The sequence below is a fragment of the Accumulibacter sp. genome (assembly GCF_032229525.1).
Taxonomy (GTDB): domain Bacteria; phylum Pseudomonadota; class Gammaproteobacteria; order Burkholderiales; family Rhodocyclaceae; genus Accumulibacter.
In genome coordinates this window covers 21,944-40,142 of sequence record NZ_JAVTWB010000148.1, presented here as the reverse complement: position 1 = coordinate 40,142, position 18,199 = coordinate 21,944, and the positions used below count along the sequence as shown (strand labels likewise).

The 18,199-nt window shown below is 63.8% G+C and carries 16 protein-coding genes and 1 pseudogene; 15 read left to right on the top strand and 2 right to left on the bottom strand.

Translation table 11 applies throughout. The annotated features are described in order from the left end of the window. The first annotated feature begins 164 nt into the window (after positions 1 to 164). From RUW20_RS11330 to RUW20_RS11260, 15 genes are all read left to right on the top strand, one after another. Positions 165 to 1,403 carry a phospholipase D-like domain-containing protein gene (locus RUW20_RS11330; protein WP_313952319.1) on the top strand — a complete coding sequence of 413 codons (1,239 nt, stop codon included), beginning with the start codon at positions 165 to 167 and terminating at the stop codon, positions 1,401 to 1,403. Between the two features lie 360 nt (positions 1,404 to 1,763). Beyond that, positions 1,764 to 3,713: a DNA topoisomerase IV subunit B gene (locus RUW20_RS11325; RefSeq protein ID WP_313952318.1), complete on the top strand. Its 1,950-nt coding sequence runs from the start codon at positions 1,764 to 1,766 to the stop codon at positions 3,711 to 3,713. Between the two features lie 13 nt (positions 3,714 to 3,726). Beyond that, positions 3,727 to 6,078: a DNA topoisomerase IV subunit A gene (gene parC / locus RUW20_RS11320; RefSeq protein ID WP_313952317.1), complete on the top strand. Its 2,352-nt coding sequence runs from the start codon at positions 3,727 to 3,729 to the stop codon at positions 6,076 to 6,078. 77 nt (positions 6,079 to 6,155) lie between these two features. After that, complete coding sequence (locus RUW20_RS11315) at positions 6,156 to 6,635, top strand: CreA family protein (RefSeq protein ID WP_313952316.1); 480 nt, start codon at positions 6,156 to 6,158, stop codon at positions 6,633 to 6,635. Positions 6,636 to 6,669: 34 nt separating this feature from the next. After that, positions 6,670 to 8,001, top strand: coding sequence for a class I SAM-dependent methyltransferase (locus RUW20_RS11310; RefSeq protein WP_313952315.1), 1,332 nt, complete (start codon positions 6,670 to 6,672; stop codon positions 7,999 to 8,001). 4 nt (positions 8,002 to 8,005) lie between these two features. Beyond that, entirely contained in the window at positions 8,006 to 9,316 is a 1,311-nt protein-coding gene (gene gshA / locus RUW20_RS11305) for a glutamate--cysteine ligase (RefSeq protein WP_313952313.1), read from the top strand. Beyond that, positions 9,307 to 10,260 (top strand): glutathione synthase, encoded by a 954-nt coding sequence (gene gshB / locus RUW20_RS11300; protein WP_313952312.1) that lies wholly within the window; start codon positions 9,307 to 9,309, stop codon positions 10,258 to 10,260. Before gshA ends, gshB begins: the two co-directional genes overlap by 10 nt. After that, positions 10,242 to 11,279, top strand: coding sequence for an FAD:protein FMN transferase (locus RUW20_RS11295; protein WP_313952311.1), 1,038 nt, complete (start codon positions 10,242 to 10,244; stop codon positions 11,277 to 11,279). Before gshB ends, RUW20_RS11295 begins: the two co-directional genes overlap by 19 nt. Before the next feature lie 70 nt (positions 11,280 to 11,349). Next, complete coding sequence (locus RUW20_RS11290; RefSeq protein ID WP_313952310.1) at positions 11,350 to 11,739, top strand: PTS sugar transporter subunit IIA; 390 nt, start codon at positions 11,350 to 11,352, stop codon at positions 11,737 to 11,739. Positions 11,740 to 11,765: 26 nt separating this feature from the next. Beyond that, positions 11,766 to 12,035 (top strand): HPr family phosphocarrier protein, encoded by a 270-nt coding sequence (locus tag RUW20_RS11285; protein ID WP_313952309.1) that lies wholly within the window; start codon positions 11,766 to 11,768, stop codon positions 12,033 to 12,035. A 7-nt stretch (positions 12,036 to 12,042) separates the two neighbouring features. Continuing rightward, entirely contained in the window at positions 12,043 to 13,785 is a 1,743-nt protein-coding gene (gene ptsP, locus RUW20_RS11280; protein WP_313952308.1) for a phosphoenolpyruvate--protein phosphotransferase, read from the top strand. 159 nt (positions 13,786 to 13,944) lie between these two features. Then, a complete protein-coding gene (locus tag RUW20_RS11275) occupies positions 13,945 to 15,072 on the top strand; it encodes a homoserine O-acetyltransferase (RefSeq protein ID WP_313952307.1) in 1,128 nt (375 codons plus the stop codon). Then, complete coding sequence (gene metW / locus RUW20_RS11270; RefSeq protein ID WP_313952306.1) at positions 15,069 to 15,692, top strand: methionine biosynthesis protein MetW; 624 nt, start codon at positions 15,069 to 15,071, stop codon at positions 15,690 to 15,692. The genes RUW20_RS11275 and metW overlap by 4 nt, the downstream gene beginning before the upstream one ends. 35 nt (positions 15,693 to 15,727) lie before the next feature. After that, positions 15,728 to 16,951, top strand: coding sequence for an AmpG family muropeptide MFS transporter (locus RUW20_RS11265; RefSeq protein ID WP_313952335.1), 1,224 nt, complete (start codon positions 15,728 to 15,730; stop codon positions 16,949 to 16,951). Beyond that, complete coding sequence (locus RUW20_RS11260; RefSeq protein WP_313952305.1) at positions 16,918 to 17,649, top strand: uracil-DNA glycosylase family protein; 732 nt, start codon at positions 16,918 to 16,920, stop codon at positions 17,647 to 17,649. The genes RUW20_RS11265 and RUW20_RS11260 overlap by 34 nt, the downstream gene beginning before the upstream one ends. Before the next feature lie 15 nt (positions 17,650 to 17,664). Here the strand turns inward: RUW20_RS11260 and RUW20_RS11255 are convergent, their stop codons facing one another. Both RUW20_RS11255 and RUW20_RS11250 read right to left on the bottom strand, forming a co-directional pair. Then, positions 17,665 to 17,988 carry a YqjK-like family protein gene (locus RUW20_RS11255; RefSeq protein ID WP_313952304.1) on the bottom strand — a complete coding sequence of 108 codons (324 nt, stop codon included), beginning with the start codon at positions 17,986 to 17,988 and terminating at the stop codon, positions 17,665 to 17,667. After that, positions 17,969 to 18,199: pseudogene (locus tag RUW20_RS11250) on the bottom strand (hypothetical protein); the annotation flags it as partial. The gene RUW20_RS11255 and the pseudogene RUW20_RS11250, both read right to left, overlap by 20 nt.

The following is an 18,199-nucleotide window of genomic DNA, read 5'->3' as shown; positions in this document are numbered from 1 at the left end:
CGGCGGCACTAATCGATTAGAATCAAGCTGACCGCTCAAGCCCATCGACACCGCGCTACGTCACACTTCATTCCCGGCCACGGCATCATCACTGGCGAAGGCCCGTGCGCCATGCTGCCGGCCAAATTGGCTCGGCAGTCGTCGACGACAACAGGATCCTCACGATGCACCAGAAGATTTCACTGATCGTGCAACCCGGTGACAGCTTCTTCCCGATGGTTCGGGCGATTGACCATGCCGATCACACGATCAACCTGACCGTCTTCCGCATGGACGATCCAATCATTCAGCGCGCGCTGATCGAGGCCCGCCAGCGGGATGTTCGCATTCGCGTGCTGATCTCCAGCAGCGCCCGTGGCTGGCGAGAGCAGAACCACAAGCTGCACAAGGAAGCCACCGAGGCGGGGATCGCGACCAGAGAACCCGCTGGCGACAGCAAGCGGGCGCGTTACCACTACAAGATGATGACGGTGGACGACAAGCAGGCCTTCGTCTTCACCTTCAACCCGACACGCGAAAACCTGCACTACGCGCGCGACTTTGGCATCGAGGTCTTCAGCCCGGCCATCGCCGGCGAGATCAACCGTCTGTTCGACGCTGACTGGCACGACCGGCCTTTCGCCGCCGACCAGGAGTCGCCCTTGTTGGTCAGTCCATTCAACAGCCGGCAGAAGATCACCGACCTGCTCGCAGGGGCGACGAGTTCGATTCAGATCGCCGACGCCAAGCTGCAGGATCCGGCCATTGTCGCCCTGCTGGTGAAGAAGGCGCGCAGCGGCATTGCGGTTCGCGTCCTCGGCGACGAACGGCACAGCAGCACGTTGCCGGCAGAGATCGCCTTCCGGGCCGTGGCACGCTACCGGTTGCACGCCAAGTGCACCATCATCGACGGCGTCAGGGCCGTCATCGGCAGCATGAACCTGCGCACGGTGAGCCTTGATCGCCGCCGCGAATTGTCGATCACGGTTGACGATGTCGATGTCCTGCAGCGCCTGAGCGCGGTCTTCGAAAGCGACTGGGAACGCCGGGCAGCGCCCCGCTCCGACAACGTCACAACGCAGGTATTGCGGGCGTTTCCGCCAGCGAGCGCGGCGTCTGCCGAATCGCCTGCGCCTGGCTTCGTCTTGATCTCGCGCAGTAATACGCTGCTGCGCCACGTCATCAACGAAGGGATGACGACCATTGGACGGGCGGAGGAGAATGATGTGGTGATCAGAAACCCCTTGGTCAGCCGATCTCACGCCCGCCTGGAGCTTGATGCGGGCATCTGCACCCTGACCGACCTCGATAGCGGCAACGGCACCCTGGTCAACGGTGAGCGGATCACGGGTGAGAAGTGGCTTCGTCCCGGCGATATCCTCAGGTTTGCGGAAAGCGAAGAATTTCGCCTGCTCGAAGTCTAGCTGCGGCGGCAAGCTCGGCGGCTTGCGCAAGAGAGGACCGGGTCACGTTCTACCATTCCCACATTGCCACTATCTGCTGCCGCGCGGAGTGCAGAGGCTTGCTCGGCCGATGGAACACTTCCCGGGCGGTGATCAGGTGCCATCCCTGGCGCTTCGGTAGTACACTCCGCACCTCGACACGCCAACACGCCAGATGCGGTTCCTGCGCTCTTGTCTTCGGCCCCGCCTGGCGCGGCACGGAACAGGCGCCAGTACCGCCCAGAAAGTCTGCTGCGCTGCCGGCGGCTGGTGCAACCCGGACAAGCGTCCTTACCGCCCGCGCGCTTCTTGCCGGGGCTGCCTGCTGGAGAAATCAGCGTCATGAGCTACACCGCAGAATCGATCGCCGTCCTCAAGGGGCTGGAGCCTGTGCGCCACCGTCCCGGGATGTATACGCGTACCGATTGTCCTTTGCACATCATTCAGGAGGCGATCGACAACGCCGCCGATGAAGCGCTCGGTGGCTTCTGCAAGCGCATCGCGGTGACGCTGCACAATGATCATTCGGTCAGTGTCCAGGACGATGGGCGAGGTATCCCGGTGGAGATCCACCCGCTCGAACAGGTGCCGACCGTCGAGGTGGTGTTCACGCGCCTGCACGCCGGCGGCAAGTTCAGCAAGGATGACCTTGACTCGGCCTATCGCTTCTCGGGTGGCCTGCACGGCGTCGGCGTTTCGGTGACCAATGCGTTGTCGACCCGGCTGGAGGTCGAGGTGGTCCGCGACGGTGCGCGGCACCGCATGGCTTTCGCCAGCGGGGCGGTGCTTGAACCGCTCCAGCGGGTCGGTGATGCGCCGAAGAAGGCCAGTGGTACCTTGCTGCGCGCCTGGCCCGACCCGGTCTTCTTCGATTCGCCGCTGATCCCCTTGCCACAGCTCGAGCGCCTGCTGCGCAGCAAGGCCTTGCTGCTGCCCGGTCTGCAGGTCTCGCTGAGCGTCGAGGGCGGCGCGACCACCGAATGGTGCTTCGCCAGCGGCATGTTGCAGTACCTGAGCGAGCAGATCGATGGCGAGCCGGTGGCGCCGGTGTTCAGCAGCGAAAAATACGCCAGCAAGGGCGACGAGAATTTTCCGCCCGGTTCGGGCGCTGCCTGGGCCATCTGCTGGACGGCCGACGGCGGACTGGCGCGCGAATCCTACGTCAACCTGATTCCGACGACGGCTGGTGGTACGCACGAGGCTGGCCTGCGCCAGGCGGCGCTCGATGCGGTCAAGAGCTTTGCCGATCACCACGCGCTGCTGCCGAAGGGGGTGAAACTGGCGGCCGAGGACGTCTTCTCGCGCGCCAGCTTCGTCCTGGCCGTGCGCATGCTCGATCCCTCGTTTCAGGGGCAGACGAAGGAGCGCCTCAATTCGCGTGACGCCGTGGCGTTGGTCGCGCGCATGCTGCGCGACCCCCTGGATCTGTGGCTCAACGAACATCCGGACGCGGCCAAGAAGATTACCGACCTGGCCATTCGGGCAGCGCAGGCGCGCACCCGTGCCGGTCAGAAAGTCGAGAAACGCAAGCAGTCCGGGGTGGCGATCCTGCCGGGCAAGCTGTCCGACTGCCAGAGCGAGGACACCCGCCGCAACGAGATCTTCCTCGTTGAGGGCGATTCCGCCGGTGGCTCGGCGAAATCGGGGCGCGACAAGGAACTGCAGGCGATCCTGCCGTTGCGCGGCAAGGTGCTGAATACCTGGGAGGTCGAGCCCGGCAGTCTGTTCGCCAACCGCGAGGTGCACGATATTGCCGTCGCCCTGGGCATCGATCCTCACCCCGCCAATGCACCCGATGCGGTACTGGCCAATCTGCGCTATGGCAAGGTGGTGATCATGACCGACGCCGATGTCGACGGATCGCACATCCGCGTGCTGTTGTGCACGCTGTTCTACCGCCATTTCCCCAGGCTGATCGCGAGCGGCCACCTCTACTTCGCCCAGCCGCCGCTGTATCGTCTCGATGTCCCGGGGCAGGGCAAGAATCGTCCCCCGCGCAAGCTTTACGCGCTCGATGGCGCCGAACGCGATGCGGCGATTGATCGTCTGCAACTCGAAGGCGTCAAGCCGGAAGCCATCGCCATCTCGCGTTTCAAGGGCCTCGGTGAAATGAATTCAGAGCAACTCTGGGAGACGACGATGTCGCCCGATACCCGTCGCCTGATGCGCATTCGCATGCCGGCTGTCGACGAGGCGAAACCGGTGATGCAGATGTTGATGGGCAAGAGTGAGTCCGCCGGTCGGCGGGCGTGGATGGAAAACAACGGCGCTCTGATCGGTGCGGAAATTTGAGGGTGAGCTGATAGTGAGCAAGGATTCGACGCCAGACCTGTTTGCCGATCTGCCGCTGGACAACGGGCCGCCAGCGCTGCCGCCGGGCGCCTCGCCAGCGCTGGCCGAAGACGACGACGATAGCATCCTGCTGCACGACTCGGCGGCGCGCGACTACCTCGAATACGCCATCGCCGTGGTCAAGGGTCGCGCGCTACCCGATGTCAAGGACGGACTGAAACCCGTTCAGCGCCGGGTGCTGTTCGCCATGCGCGAGCTCGGCTTGTCGGCTACCGCCAAGCCGGTCAAGTCGGCGCGTGTCGTCGGTGACGTCATCGGCAAATACCATCCGCACGGCGACACCTCGGCCTACGACGCCATGGTGCGGGTCGCGCAGCCGTTCATGCTGCGCTATCCGCTGGTCGACGGGCAGGGCAATTTTGGTTCGCGCGATGGCGACAACGCTGCGGCGATGCGTTACACCGAAGCGCGTTTGACGGCGATCGCCGAACTGCTGCTCGGCGAACTGGGCGAAGGCACGGTCGACTTCCTGCCAAACTACGACGGTTCCTTCGACGAGCCGGCTTTCCTGCCGGCGCGCCTGCCTTTTGCGCTGCTCAACGGGGCCTCGGGAATCGCCGTCGGGATGGCCACCGAGATGCCCGCGCACAACCTGCACGAAGTCGCTGCGGCGGCGATCCACAAGATCGAGCATCCCGAAGCCGGCCTCGACGAGCTCATGGCACACATTCCGGGGCCCGACTATCCGGGTGGCGGGCAGATCATTTCCTCGCCCGGCGATATCGCCGCAGCCTACCGCAGCGGCCGCGGCAGCCTGCGCGTGCGTGCGCGCTACGAGTTCGAGGAAATGGCGCGCGGTGCCTGGCAGCTGGTGTTCACCGAGTTGCCGCCCGGCGTTTCCTCGGCGCGGGTGCTTTCCGAGATTGGCGCGCTGCTCAACCCGCAGCCGAGACCGGGCAAGAAGGCGATCGAACAGTCGGCGGCGCAATTGAAAGCGTTGATGGCCTCGCAGCTGGATCGGGCGCGCGACGAGTCGGGCAAGGACGACGACGTTCGTCTGGTTTTCGAGCCGGGCAGCTCGCGCATCGACCGCGAAGAATTCGTTGCTCTCCTGCTGGCGCACACCAGCCTCGAAACGTCGGCGCCGATCAATCTGGTGGCGGTGGGCATCGATGGCCGGCCGTGCCAGAAGTCCTTGGTCGACCTGGTCGGCGAGTGGTGCACCTTCCGCATGCGCACGGTACACCGTCGCACCGGCTTCCGCCTGCAGAAAGCCGACGACCGCATCCATATCCTGGAAGGCCGGCACATCGTCTTCCTCAACATCGACGAAGTGATCCGTATCATCCGCCACTCCGACGATCCGAAAGCAGCGCTGATCGCCCGCTTCGCATTGTCCGATCGTCAGGTCGAGGACATTCTCGAAATCCGCCTGCGCCAGTTGGCGCGACTCGAGGGCATCCGCATCGAGCAGGAGCTGGAAAAGCTGCGCGGCGAACGTGAGGGCTTGCTCAAGCTGCTCGGCAGCGATGCGCTCATGCGCCGGCAGGTGATCCGGGAGATCAGGGCCGACGCCGCGAAACACGGCGACGCACGCCGGACGATCATCGAGACCGCAGTGACCGCGTCACGCGCCGAGGCTGCTGCCGTCGCCGACGAAGCGGTGACGGTGATCATCTCCGAGAAGGGCTGGGCTCGCGTTCGGCAGGGGCATGGCCTGGACCTTTCGGGAGTCGTTTTCAAGGAAGGCGACCGTGCCGGTTCGGCGCAGGAATGTCGTTCGGTCGACTCGCTGGTGATCGTTTCGACCGAGGGGCGGGCGTTCACCGTGGCCATTGCCAGCCTGCCGGATGGCCGCGGCATGGGTGCGCCGCTGTCGTCGTTCGTCGACCTCGGCGGGGGCAAGATCGCGCACGTGCTTACCGGTCGGCCCGAGGACGAACTGCTGGTTGCCAAGACCTCCGGCTATGGCTTCATCTGCACCTTCGGCGACCTGCTCTCGCGCCAGAAGGCCGGCAAGGCGTTTCTCAGCGTGGAAACGGGCGCGACCATCCTGCCGCTGCTGAGGCTGGCCGGTCAGGATCATCTGGCCGCCTTGTCGGAAGATGGCCGGCTGCTCATTTTTCCGCTCGAACAGATGAAGCGTCTCACCAGCGGCAAAGGCGTCCAGATCATCGGCCTGCGCGACGGGGAATCGCTGCGCGCCATCCTTGCGGCGCAGGGTGGGCGGGTGACGATCAAGGGCACGGTGCGCAGCCGGACCAAGACACTGGCTTCCGAGGACCGCCATCTCGGCCTGCGTGCGCGCCGCGGTTCACCGGTGGGACAAATCAGCAACGTGACGCTGGCAGCATATCCGGAGTGACCGTGGTGAACCGGGTGCATAGGTTGGCCGGGCGACTATCGCGCGCGGCCGCAGTTTGCCGACAAGGAGAGAGATCGATGAGCGACAGGAGATGGAGATTCCACAGGGTGGCCGCGTGCAGCGCGCTGGTCTTCTGGAGCACGCTGGCACTGGCCGAGCAGGTCGGTTGCGTGACCACCGAGTGGAAGATGATCGGCGCCAATCACAAGATCTGTGTCGAAAGCTTTGCCGACCGGCAGGTGCCCGGGGTGACCTGTCACGTCAGCCAGGCCAAGACCGGCGGCGTCAGCGGCAGTTTCGGCCTGGCGCAGGATCCGTCGCAATTCTCGCTGGCCTGCCGGCAGACCGGCCCGATCACGTTGCCGGCCAAGCTGCCGAAAGAGGCGGTGGTGTTCGCCGAAGATACCTCGATCCTGTTCAAGGAGACCCGCGTCATCAGGATGTGGGACGCGGCCAACAACACCCTGGTCTATCTGGCGATCAGTCGCAAGCTGATCGATGGTGCCCCGGCGAACAGTATTTCCACCGTTCCGGTCATGCCCTGGGGCGGGCGCTGACGGTGAGCAGAGTGACAACGAGCGGTGACCTGCGGTGGCGGTGAGCGGGGCAGAGCAGGTGGCGCGCGACGTCAGCGGTCTCGGTCAGGTGTTTACGCCGCCGGCGATCGTCGACGTGATGCTGGCGCTGGTTCGCCATCGCGGCCGGGTGCTCGAGCCTGCCTGCGGCGACGGGGCTTTCCTGCAGCATTTTCCGTTTGCCGTCGGCATCGAGATCGATCCTCGCCATGCCCCGCCCGGGGCGCGGGTGATGGACTTTTTCGAACTGCCTGAGGGCGAGTCATTCGCGACGATCATCGGCAATCCACCGTACGTGCGCTATCAGGATATCTCGGCCGGGACGCGTGCGCACACCCGGCGCAGTGTTCTCGACGGGCGCGCCAACCTCTACCTGTTTTTCATCGAGAAGTGCCTGCGACACCTGGCGCCGGGCGGTGAGCTGGTGTTCATCACGCCGCGCGATTTCCTCAAGGCGACTTCGGCCGTGCCGCTCAACCGCTTGCTGCATGCGGCCGGCACGATTACCGACTTCGTCGATCTCGGTGACTCACGATTGTTCGCCGGAGCGACGCCAAACTGCGCCATCTGGCGTTTTGAACGCGACAATATGTCCCGCACCACGCGTTATGCAGCGCAGGGCGTTGCCGACGGGCTGGCCGGACTCTCCCGGCTGGTGTGGGAGCAGCGCCACTTCGTCGAGCGCGCCGGGCACCTGTTGTTCACCCGCGGTGACTACGGCCTGCACCTGACCGACATCGCTTTCGTCAAGGTGGGGGCGGTCTCCGGTGCCGACGAGTTGTACGCCAGCGACTACTATGGCAATCGCAGCTTCGTCTGTTCGGCGACGGTGGCTAGCGGCGAAACCCGGCGCATGCTCTGGTGCGAGCCGGGCAAGCCGCCGCCGGCAGCGCTGCAAGCGCACAAGGAACGCCTGATCGCACGACGGATACGAGCATTCGACGAGTCCAACTGGTGGCACTGGGGGCGCGGCTACCATCAGTCGGTGCAGCCGCGGGTGTACGTGAACAACAAGACCCGTCGCCCCCGGCCATTCTTCGTCCACCCCTGCCGGAACTATGATGGGGCGGTGCTGGCAATCTTCCCGCGCGATCCGGCGGTCGATGTGCAGGATCTGGCCGTCGCGTTGAATGGCGTTGACTGGGCCGACCTCGGCTTCGTCTGCGATGGTCGTTTCCTGTTTACCCAACGTAGTCTCGAGCAGACGCCGCTGCCCGAGTCGTTCCGTGTTTTCCTGCCCGGTCGCGGTGTAAGATCGCAGGGCGAATCGGAGAGTCCAGCGCCGTCGCTGCTGGTTTCGCCGCAGAAAATCCCCCGGCGCAGCCGGCTGAAAACGGGGAGGAGATAAGCCCATGGTTCCACACCTGACAACTGCCCTCAAGGGCCCCCTGCTTGAGCTCGAAAGCCGTTTCCTCGACGCTTTGCCGGAGATCGAACGCTGGCTGCGCGGGCAGTGGCAAGAGCATACGCCGCCCTTTTACGGCTCGGTCGATCTGCGCAATGCCGGCTTCAAGCTGGCTCCGGTGGACATGAACCTATTCCCGGGCGGCTTCAACAATCTCGACGCCACCTTCCTGCCGCTATGCGTACAGGCGGCGATGACGGCAATCGACAAGATTTGCCCCGACGCCCGCAAGCTGCTGCTGATTCCCGAGAATCACACGCGTAACCTGTTCTATCTACAGAATGTCGCCCAGTTGGCGGCGATCCTGCGTCTGACCGGCCTCGAGGTGCGCCTCGGCTCGCTGCTGCCGGAAATCGACAAGCCGACCCGGGTTGAGTTGCCGGATGGGGCGTCGCTGCTCCTCGAGCCCCTGGTTCGCAGTCAATACCGCCTCGGCCTGGACGGCTTCGATCCCTGTGCGATCCTGCTTAACAACGATCTTTCTAGTGGCATTCCAGTCATCCTGCAGAATCTCAACGAACAGTTCGTCTTGCCACCCCTGCACGCGGGTTGGGCGGTGCGCCGCAAATCCAACCACTTTGCCGCCTATGATCAGGTGGCGGGGGATTTTGCCAGGCTGGTCGGCATCGACCCGTGGCGGATCAATCCTTACTTCTCGGTATGCGAGGCGGTCAATTTCCATGAGCGGCAGGGCGAGGAGTGCCTGGCAGCAAACGTTGATGCGGTGCTCGGCCTGATCCGCGAGAAGTACCAGGAGTACGACATCGACGAGACTCCGTACGTGGTTGTCAAGGCGGACGCAGGCACCTATGGCATGGGGGTGATGACGGTCAAGGATGCTTCGCAGGTGGTTGCGCTCAATCGCAAGCAGCGCAACAAGATGTCGGTGATCAAGGAAGGGATGGCCGTTTCGCAGGTGATCATCCAGGAAGGGGTGCACACCTACGAGCAGGTAGGCAGCGGTGCGCTGGCCGCGGTCGCCGAACCGGTGGTATACATGATCGACCGCTTCGTCGTCGGGGGGTTCTATCGCGTGCATGGCGGGCGCGGCCGCGACGAAAACCTCAACGCACCGGGCATGCATTTCGAGCCGCTGGCCTTCGAGACCAGCTGTTCGCTGCCCGATCAGTGCCAGAATCCGGATGCCCCGCCGAACCGCTTCTATGCCTACGGTGTGGTCGCCCGCCTGGCGCAACTGGCGGCTTCTCTGGAACTTGAACGCACGGCACCCATGGAGGAGCAATTATCATGCGCTTAGCATTCATTGTGGACCCCTTGCCGGCGCTCAAGGCCTACAAGGACACCAGCATTGCGATGATGCGGGCCGCGCAGGCTGCCGGTCATGCGGTGTGGGTAGTGCAGCAGCGGGCGATTCACTGGTCGGCGCTGCACGGGGTGTGCGCCGAAGCGGTGCATGTGGAAATGCTGGCGGATGATGGCGAGTGGTTCGTCGAGGTCGACCGCCATGTGGTGGCGCTGCGCGATTTCGGTGCCGTTCTGATGCGCAAGGATCCGCCGTTTGACGCCGAATACGTGACCACCACCTGGTTGCTCGAGCGCGCCGAAGCGGAGGGCGCGCGCGTCTTCAATCGGCCGCGGGCGCTGCGGGACCATTCCGAGAAATTCGCCGTTGTGGAGTTCGGCCAGTTCGCGGTGCCGGCCGTGGTGGCACGCGACCCGGCGCTGATTCACGCCTTTGTCGACCTCGAGCGCGACACCATCCTCAAGCCGCTCGACGGCATGGGTGGTAGCGAGATATTCCGGGTTCGCCACGATGATCCGAACCGCAATGTGATCGTCGAAACGCTGACTCATGATGGCGCGCGCACGATCATGGCGCAGCGCTATATTCCCGAGATCAGCGAGGGCGACAAGCGGATCCTGATTGTTGGCGGCGAGGTCGTTCCCTACTGTCTGGCGCGCATTCCCAAACCCGGCGAGACACGCGGCAACCTGGCCGTTGGCGGCAAGGGCGTGGCGCGTGAACTGACCGCCCGTGACCGCGAAATCGCCACCACGCTGGCGCCGGTGCTGGCTGCGCGTGGTCTGTTACTGGTTGGCCTCGACGTGATTGGCGACTGGCTGACCGAGATCAACGTGACCAGTCCGACCTGTATGGTCGAAATCGCCGAACAGACCGGCTTCGATGCCGCCGAGTTGTTCGTTGCCGCGCTGGAACGTGCGTGCGTGGCCGCTACCTAGCGCTTTTCTTCGTCCTGCTGTTGTCCCTCGCGGCCTGCAGCAGGGCACCGCTTCATCATCAGGAAGCTTTCGTCTTCGGCACTCGTGTCGAGGTGTTGATTGCCGGGAAATCCGAAGCCGAGGCACGTCCGGCGGCGGCCGCCGTGCTGCGCGAGTTCGACCGCCTGCATCGCAGCTATCACGCCTGGAAGCCTTCCGAGCTGAGCCGCTTGAATGACGCCATCGCGGCCGGCAGGCGGCAGCAGGTGACGCCGGAAATGGCGGCCCTGATCGTCGAGGCGCAGCGTCTTTCTCTGGCCGGCGAGGGGCTTTTCGACCCGGGAATCGGCCGCCTGATCAGTCTCTGGGGTTTCCAGTCGGACGACTTGCCGACGACGCTGCCCGCTGCCAGCGCTGTCGCCGCCTGGCAAGCGGCCCGGGCAGGAGTCGCCGACCTGCGCCTCGATGACACTGATGTCAGCAGCCGTCGGCGTCAAGTGGCGCTTGATTTCGGCGGCTACCTCAAGGGTGTCGCGCTCGATCGCGCAGCGAGCATCCTCAAGGCGCAGGGGGTGCACAACGCGTTGATCAACATCGGTGGCAATGTCCTGGCGCTCGGCACAAAGAACGGCCAACGCTGGCGCGTTGGTATCCAGCATCCGCGCCGGCCCGGGCCGCTGGCGACAGTCGAACTCGACGACGGTGAGGCGATTGGTACCTCGGGGGACTATCAGCGCTATTTCGAGGTCGACGGCAAGCGCTACTGTCATCTGCTCGACCCGCGCAGCGGTCAGCCGGTGATGCACACGCAGGCGGTGACCGTGCTGGTGACTGCGCGCATGGCGGCTGGCACGCTTTCCGATGTCGCTTCCAAACCGCTGTTCATCGCCGGCACCGACTGGCCGCGCCTGGCGCGTCAGTTGCAGGTCGAGCACGTCCTGAGGGTCGATGCGGAAGGCCGCTGGCAGGTCAGTCGTGCCATGCAGGATCGGCTCAAGTACGTCGGCGACCGGCCAGCTGCGCTCGAGATTATTCCGTGAGTCGCTTGTCGATGCTGCCGAGCGGCGCGGAATCGCTTAGAATGGCGGCCTGTTTTGATCGGTGGGCGCAATGATCGGCATTCTTCTGATAACGCACGGTTGCTTCGGCGAAAGCCTGATCCAGAACGTCTGTCATGTGCTCAACAAGCGCCCGCCGTTGCTGGGCCAAATCGGCGTCTCCTGGCAGGATGACCCGCTCGATATCCTGCCGCTGGCGCGCCAGCGCTTGCAGGAAGTCGACGGTGGAGACGGGGTGTTGCTGCTGACCGACATCTTCGGGGCGACACCGGCCAACCTTTCGCTCAAACTGCTCGAACCTGGTCGCGTCGAAGGCGTCTCGGGGCTCAGTCTACCGATGCTGCTGCGCGCTCTGACCTATCGCGAGAGAGGAATGGAGACGATGCTGCAGAAAGCGGTCAGCGGCGCCCACGATGGAGTCATGAAGCTGCCGACACCCTAGTAGTCTTATGAGAATCGGAGTCCCGGATGGTGCGCGCTGAAGCTGCAATTCTCAACAAGCTGGGTCTTCACGCCCGGGCGTCGGCAAAGCTGACGCAGGTGGCCAGCAGTTTCGCCAGCGATGTCTGGATGGAAAAGGGCGGACGCCGCATCAACGCCAAGAGCATCATGGGGGTAATGATGCTTGCTGCCGGCAAGGGCTCAACGGTGATCGTCGAGACCACGGGTGACGACGAGCAGGCTGCCAGCGAGGCGATCCTGGCACTGGTCGCCGACAGGTTCGGCGAAGCGGAGTGAGTTCAAAATGAGTTTTACCCTACATGGTCTGGCGGTTTCGGGCGGAATCGCGATCGGTCAGGCGCATCTGATGTCGCACGCGACGCTTGAGGTGTCGCACCTGGTCATTTCCCCGCGCCTGGTCGAAAAGGAGATCGCTCGTTTTGACGAGGCGATGATCCGGGTGCGTGAGGAGTTTGCCAACCTGCAGCAGCGCATGAAGCACGCACCGGGCGAGTTCGGCGCCTTCATCGACCTGCATACGATGATTCTTGCCGATCCCGAGTTGGCCGAGACGCCCAAGCAGCTGATCCGCGAGCGTCGCTGCAACGCCGAATGGGCGTTGGTTCAGCAGATGGAAGTTCTGGTCGGGCAGTTCGAAAGCTTCGAGGATCAGTACCTGCGCGAGCGCAGCTACGACGTGCGCCAGGTCGTCGAGCGGGTGATCAAGGAACTCGTCGGCCAACCGGGCCGGCTGGCGCTCAGGACAGGCAAGGGTGTCAAGGAAGAGGACCTGATTGTCGTCGCCCACGATCTCTCGCCGGCCGACGTCATTGCCTACAAGGAGCACCACTTCGCGGCCTTCGTCACCGATGTCGGCGGCTCGACCTCGCACACCGCGATTCTTGCACGTAGCCTGCGCATCCCGGCAGTGCTGGGCTTGCACAATGCCCGGCAACTGATCCGGGACAAGGAAGTCCTGATCGTCGACGGTACGCGTGGCGTGCTGATCGTCAACCCCGACGCGCGCGTACTCGAGGAGTACCGGCTCAGAAAAAGCCAGATCGAACTCGAACGCTCGAAGCTTCGGCGTCTCAAGACCGCGAAATCGTCAACACTCGACGGTGTCGATATCGCCCTGCATGCCAACATCGAGCTCCCCGGCGACGTGGCCAATGCCCTCGATGGGGGCGCCGAAGGCATTGGCCTGTTTCGTACCGAGTTCCTGTTTCTCGATCGCGGCGATATGCCGACCGAGGACGAACAGTTCGAGGCTTACCGAACGGTGGTCAAGGGGATGGGCGGGCGACCGGTCACCATCCGCACTTTCGACCTCGGCTACGATAAGGACCTGCATCCCGAGAAAGTCGTCGGTGATCGCCTGCAAAGCAATCCGGCGCTCGGGCTGCGCGCCATTCGCCTGTCTCTGGCCGAATCGAAGATGTTCCAGATTCAGTTGCGCGCCATCCTGCGCGCGTCCAAGCACGGCAAGATCAAACTGCTGATTCCGATGCTCTCGCAGGCGCACGAGATCGACCAGACGCTGGCGGCGATCGAGCGGGCGAAGTCGAGCCTGCGCGGCGAGAATTGTCCCTTCGATGAAGCGATCGAAGTCGGCGCGATGATCGAGATTCCGGCCGCGGCACTGGCCGTCGGGCTGTTTTTGCGCCGCCTGCATTTCCTGTCGATCGGCACCAACGATCTGATCCAGTACACGCTGGCGATCGACCGCAGCGACGAACAGGTTGCTCACCTCTATGACCCCCTGCATCCGGCCGTCTTGATGCTGCTGGCGCACACCCTCGCCAGTGCCGAAAAGGTCCATATCCCGGTTTCGATCTGTGGCGAACTGGCCGGCGATCCCTTGCTGACGCGCCTGCTTCTGGGAATGGGGCTGCGCCAGTTCTCGATGCATCCGGCGCAGATCCTGTCGGTTAAGCAACGGATCATGCAGAGCAACTGCTCGGAATTGGCGCCGATGGTTCGCCGTCTGTTGCGCCACGAGGAACCGGCGAAGATTCGCGAGCAACTGGAGAAGCTCAACGCTTGAATTGACTTTTTCTCGGGCTGCGGGTAACTTTCGCGGCCTTGGCGCCGATTTGAACGATCAGCTTGCGGGCGCCCTATAAATACGGCTAAAGCGCGGCAAGCCCGGTCTGCTTTGCCAGCTGACCGGGTTTTTTCTGCCCCTGTTACCGATACGATCGCGATGTCACCAGAGAATTCCGTCGGACTCGTCGCGCCGCAGCGAGTGCACTTCGCCACGCCGCTGACGCTGAAGAGCGGCGCCGAGTTGCCCGGTTTCGAACTGGTTTTCGAAACCTATGGCACGCTCAATGCCGACCACTCCAACGCGGTGCTGGTCTGCCACGCGCTCGCCGGCAGTCACCACGTGGCGGGTCATTACGCCGACGATCCGGACAACCTCGGCTGGTGGGACAACCTGGTCGGCCCCGGCAAGCCGCTAGATACTCGGAAATTCTTCGTTGTCGGGGTCAACAACCTCGGCGGCTGCTATGGATCCACCGGCCCGCTGTCGATCCGGCCGGAGACCGGTAAACGCTATGGTGCGGATTTTCCGCTGGTGACGGTCGAGGACTGGGTCGCGGCGCAGGCCAGACTGGCGGACCACTTGGGCATCGATACCTGGGCGGCAGTCATTGGCGGCAGCCTCGGGGGCATGCAGGCGCTGGCCTGGTCACTGCAGTTTCCGGATCGCATACGCCACGCCATGGTCATTGCCTCGGCCCCCAAGCTATCGGCACAGAACATCGCCTTCAACGAGGTGGCGCGACAGGCAATCATCTCCGATCCCGACTTCCATGGTGGCTACTACGCCGAACACGGGGTGTTGCCGACACGTGGCTTGCGGCTGGCGCGAATGGTTGGCCATATCACCTACCTGTCGGACAGCCAGATGGCCGAGAAATTTGGTCGGCAACTGCGCCACGGTGAGCACAAGTTCAGCTACGACGTCGACTTCGAGATCGAGTCTTATCTACGCTACCAGGGCAACAAGTTTGCCGGGTTTTTCGACGCCAATACCTACCTGATGATGACCAAGGCGCTCGATTACTTCGATCCCGCTTATGCTTACGCCGGCCATCTGCCCAGCGCGCTGGCTCGGGCCAAAGCAAGGTTCTTCGTCGCCAGTTTTTCGACCGACTGGCGTTTTGCGCCGGCGCGTTCACGGGAAATCGTCTTTGCGCTGCTGCACAACCGCCTGCGCGTGGTGTACGCGGAGATCGACAGCGATGCCGGCCATGACTCCTTCCTGCTCGACGACCAGCACTACCATGCCCTGCTGCGCGTCTACCTGGGGAACATCGCCGTATGACCGAGTACGAAAGGAGAGCCAAGGCCGAGCAGCGAGAGCGCTTCGATTTTGCGGTGATCGCCAACTGGCTGTCGCCAGGCGAGCGCGTGCTCGACCTGGGTTGCGGTGATGGCAGGCTGCTGCGCTACCTCAACGAAACACGCGACGTGACCGGCTACGGGGTCGAAATAGACCAGGAAAGCGTTCTCGGGTGCATACGCAATGGCGTCGATGTGATCCAGATGAACATCGAGAGCGGGCTGCAGGGCTTCGAAGACAGCTCATTCGATCACGCGATCATCTCGCAGGCCCTGCAGACCATGCATACGACGGAGCGCATTCTTACCGAGATGCTGCGCGTCGCCTCCGAAGCGGTGGTCAGTTTCCCCAACTTTGCCTATCGCACCAACCGGGCAGCGATCGCCGCCGGGCACATGCCGGTTTCGGAGGATTTGCCCTACGACTGGTTCGATACCCCCAACGTGCGCTTCTTCACCATCGTTGATTTCGAAGATCTCTGTGGCCGGCTGGGCATCGAGATTCGCGAGCGTCTGGCCTTCGACGAGTCTGGCCAGGCGGTTTCCGACGACCCCAACCTCAATGGCAGTCTGGCCTTCTATCGGCTCGGACGGAAATCTTGACGCCTGACTGGTTGCGCCTGCTGCTGACGCGGCGGATGCTGATCTGTGTGTTCACCGGTTTCAGTTCCGGCCTGCCGCTCTACCTCCTGTTGAACCTGTTGCCGGCCTGGCTGCGCAGCGACGGCGTCGACCTCAAGATCATCGGCTTCTTCGCCCTGATCCAGTTCCCCTACACCTGGAAATTTCTCTGGGCGCCGCTGCTCGATCGCTATCGCCTGCCGCTCGGTCGCCGGCGCGGCTGGATGCTGCTGTCGCAGATCGGTTTGTTGTTGTCGATCGGCCTGCTCGGCGGCTTCTCGCCGTCGACCAATCTGACGCCAGTGATCTGGCTATCGGTGGCTCTCGCTTTCCTGTCCGCCACCCAGGACGTGGCACTCGACGCCTTTCGCCGGGAGATTCTTCGTGACGACGAACTCGGACTCGGCAACTCGGTACATGTGAACGCTTACCGGATCGCCGGGCTGGTGCCGGGCTCGCTATCCTTGATCCTTGCCGACCTGATTCCCTGGGCGCAGGTGTTCTGGATTACCGCCGCCTTCATGGTGCCCGGGATGCTGATGGTGCTGCTGGTCGCCGAGCCGACCGCGCTGGGCGCGCCGAAGACCTTGCGAGAAGCGGTTGTCGAGCCCTTTCACGAGTTCATTGGTCGCAAGGGCTGGCAAGGCGCCGCGCTGGTACTGGGTTTCATTTTCCTTTACAAGCTTGGCGACTCGCTGGCCACCAGTTTGTCGACGCCCTTCTATCTTGATCTCGGTTACAGCATGACCGACATCGGCGTGATAGCCAAACATGCCGGACTGTGGCCGGCGGTATTCGGGGGCCTGCTCGGCGGGCTGTGGATGGTGCGCCTGGGGATAAATCGTGCGCTGTGGCTGTTCGGTCTGGTGCAGATGGCGACCATCCTCGGTTTTGCCTGGCTGGCATGGCGTGGGGTGCGGCCGGCGATCGACAGCATGGACCAAGTGGCACTGGCCAGCGTGATTGCTGCGGAGTATCTGGGCGTCGGACTCGGCACTGCTGCCTTCATCGCCTTCATCGCCCGCGCCACCAACCCGGCCTTCACGGCGACCCAGTTCGCCCTGTTCACCAGTCTTGCGGCGGTACCCCGGACCTTCATCAATGCCACGGCCGGTGCGCTGGTCGAGTCTCTGGGATGGGTCAATTTTTTCTTTCTGTGCTTCGTGCTCGCTGCGCCTGGCATGCTGCTGTTGTTCAGGGTCGCCCCATGGAACGAGACGCCGGCGTTGCCGAAACGCTGATCGCTGCTGCGCGGCAGTTGTCGACCCGACTGGCGACACTGAGTTTCGCGCCGCCGGTGACGCACATCTACGACCCGCTGACTTACGCCTGGGCCGCGCACGAGCTGTATTTGCGTCGCTATGCGGCCGGCCGTCGGCGGGTGGTCTTTCTCGGCATGAATCCCGGGCCATTCGGGATGGTGCAGTGTGGCGTGCCTTTCGGCGAGGTGGCGGCGGTCCGCGACTGGCTGGGGATCGCGGCCGAAGTACGGAAACCGGCGCTGGAAAATCCCTGGCGGCCGATCGAAGGTTTTGCCTGTACCCGTTCGGAAGTCAGTGGGCGGCGGCTGTGGGGATTGTTCCGCGAGCGCTTCGCTACGGCCGACCGCTTCTTTGCTGAACACTTCGTGGCCAACTACTGCCCGCTGGCCTTCTTCGAGCGTGGCCGCAATCTGACGCCGGACAAGCTGCCGGCAGCCGAGGCGGCAGCGCTGCAGGCGGCGTGCGACACCCATCTGAAGAGTCTGGTTCTGGCGCTGCAGCCGGAATGGCTGATTGGCGTGGGTGCTTTCGCCGAAGCGCGGGCGAGCCAGGCGCTGGCCGGTACGGGTGTCAGAATCGGGCGTGTACTGCATCCCAGTCCGGCCAGTCCGGCGGCCAATCGGGGTTGGGCAGAAGCGGCGACCGGGCAGCTTTGTGCGCTCGGGGTCTGGGACTGAGCCTGGTGTCAGTGGTTACCGGCGGGGCGTGACCAGGCCGAGATCGGAGAACTGGCTGTGCAGCATCCTCCAGGTGCGCCAGACAAAGAACCCGCGTTTGCTCCATCGCCAGACTCGGCTCGGCTGCACCACGATCAGCAGCGCAACGCCGACGGCGACCGCCTCCGGGTGTTCCCTGACAAAAGCGGTACCGCTGCGCACGGCGGTGAGCGCGCGATCCGCAGTCTGCAAGGCGTTTCCGACGGGCTGGAGTTCCTGGCCGAGCCGTTGGCGCTGGCTGCTGATGCGTTCGATCAGTCGACCACGTTCGACGGCCAGGTCAATCAGTTCTTGATTCATCGCGGGCAGCGCGCTTCAGTTGACGGACATCCTCGGCAAGTTCGGCAAGGCTGGCCGCGAATACTCGGTCGGGTCGCTGCATGGCCCTTTTCAGGGCGGCATAAGCGAGACCGCTGCAGGCAATGAAGGCCGCTGCGGCAGCGGCCAGGACGATCACCCGGCTCTCCCAGAAGGTGACGACCAGCAAGCCGATCAACAGGATGGTGCCGAC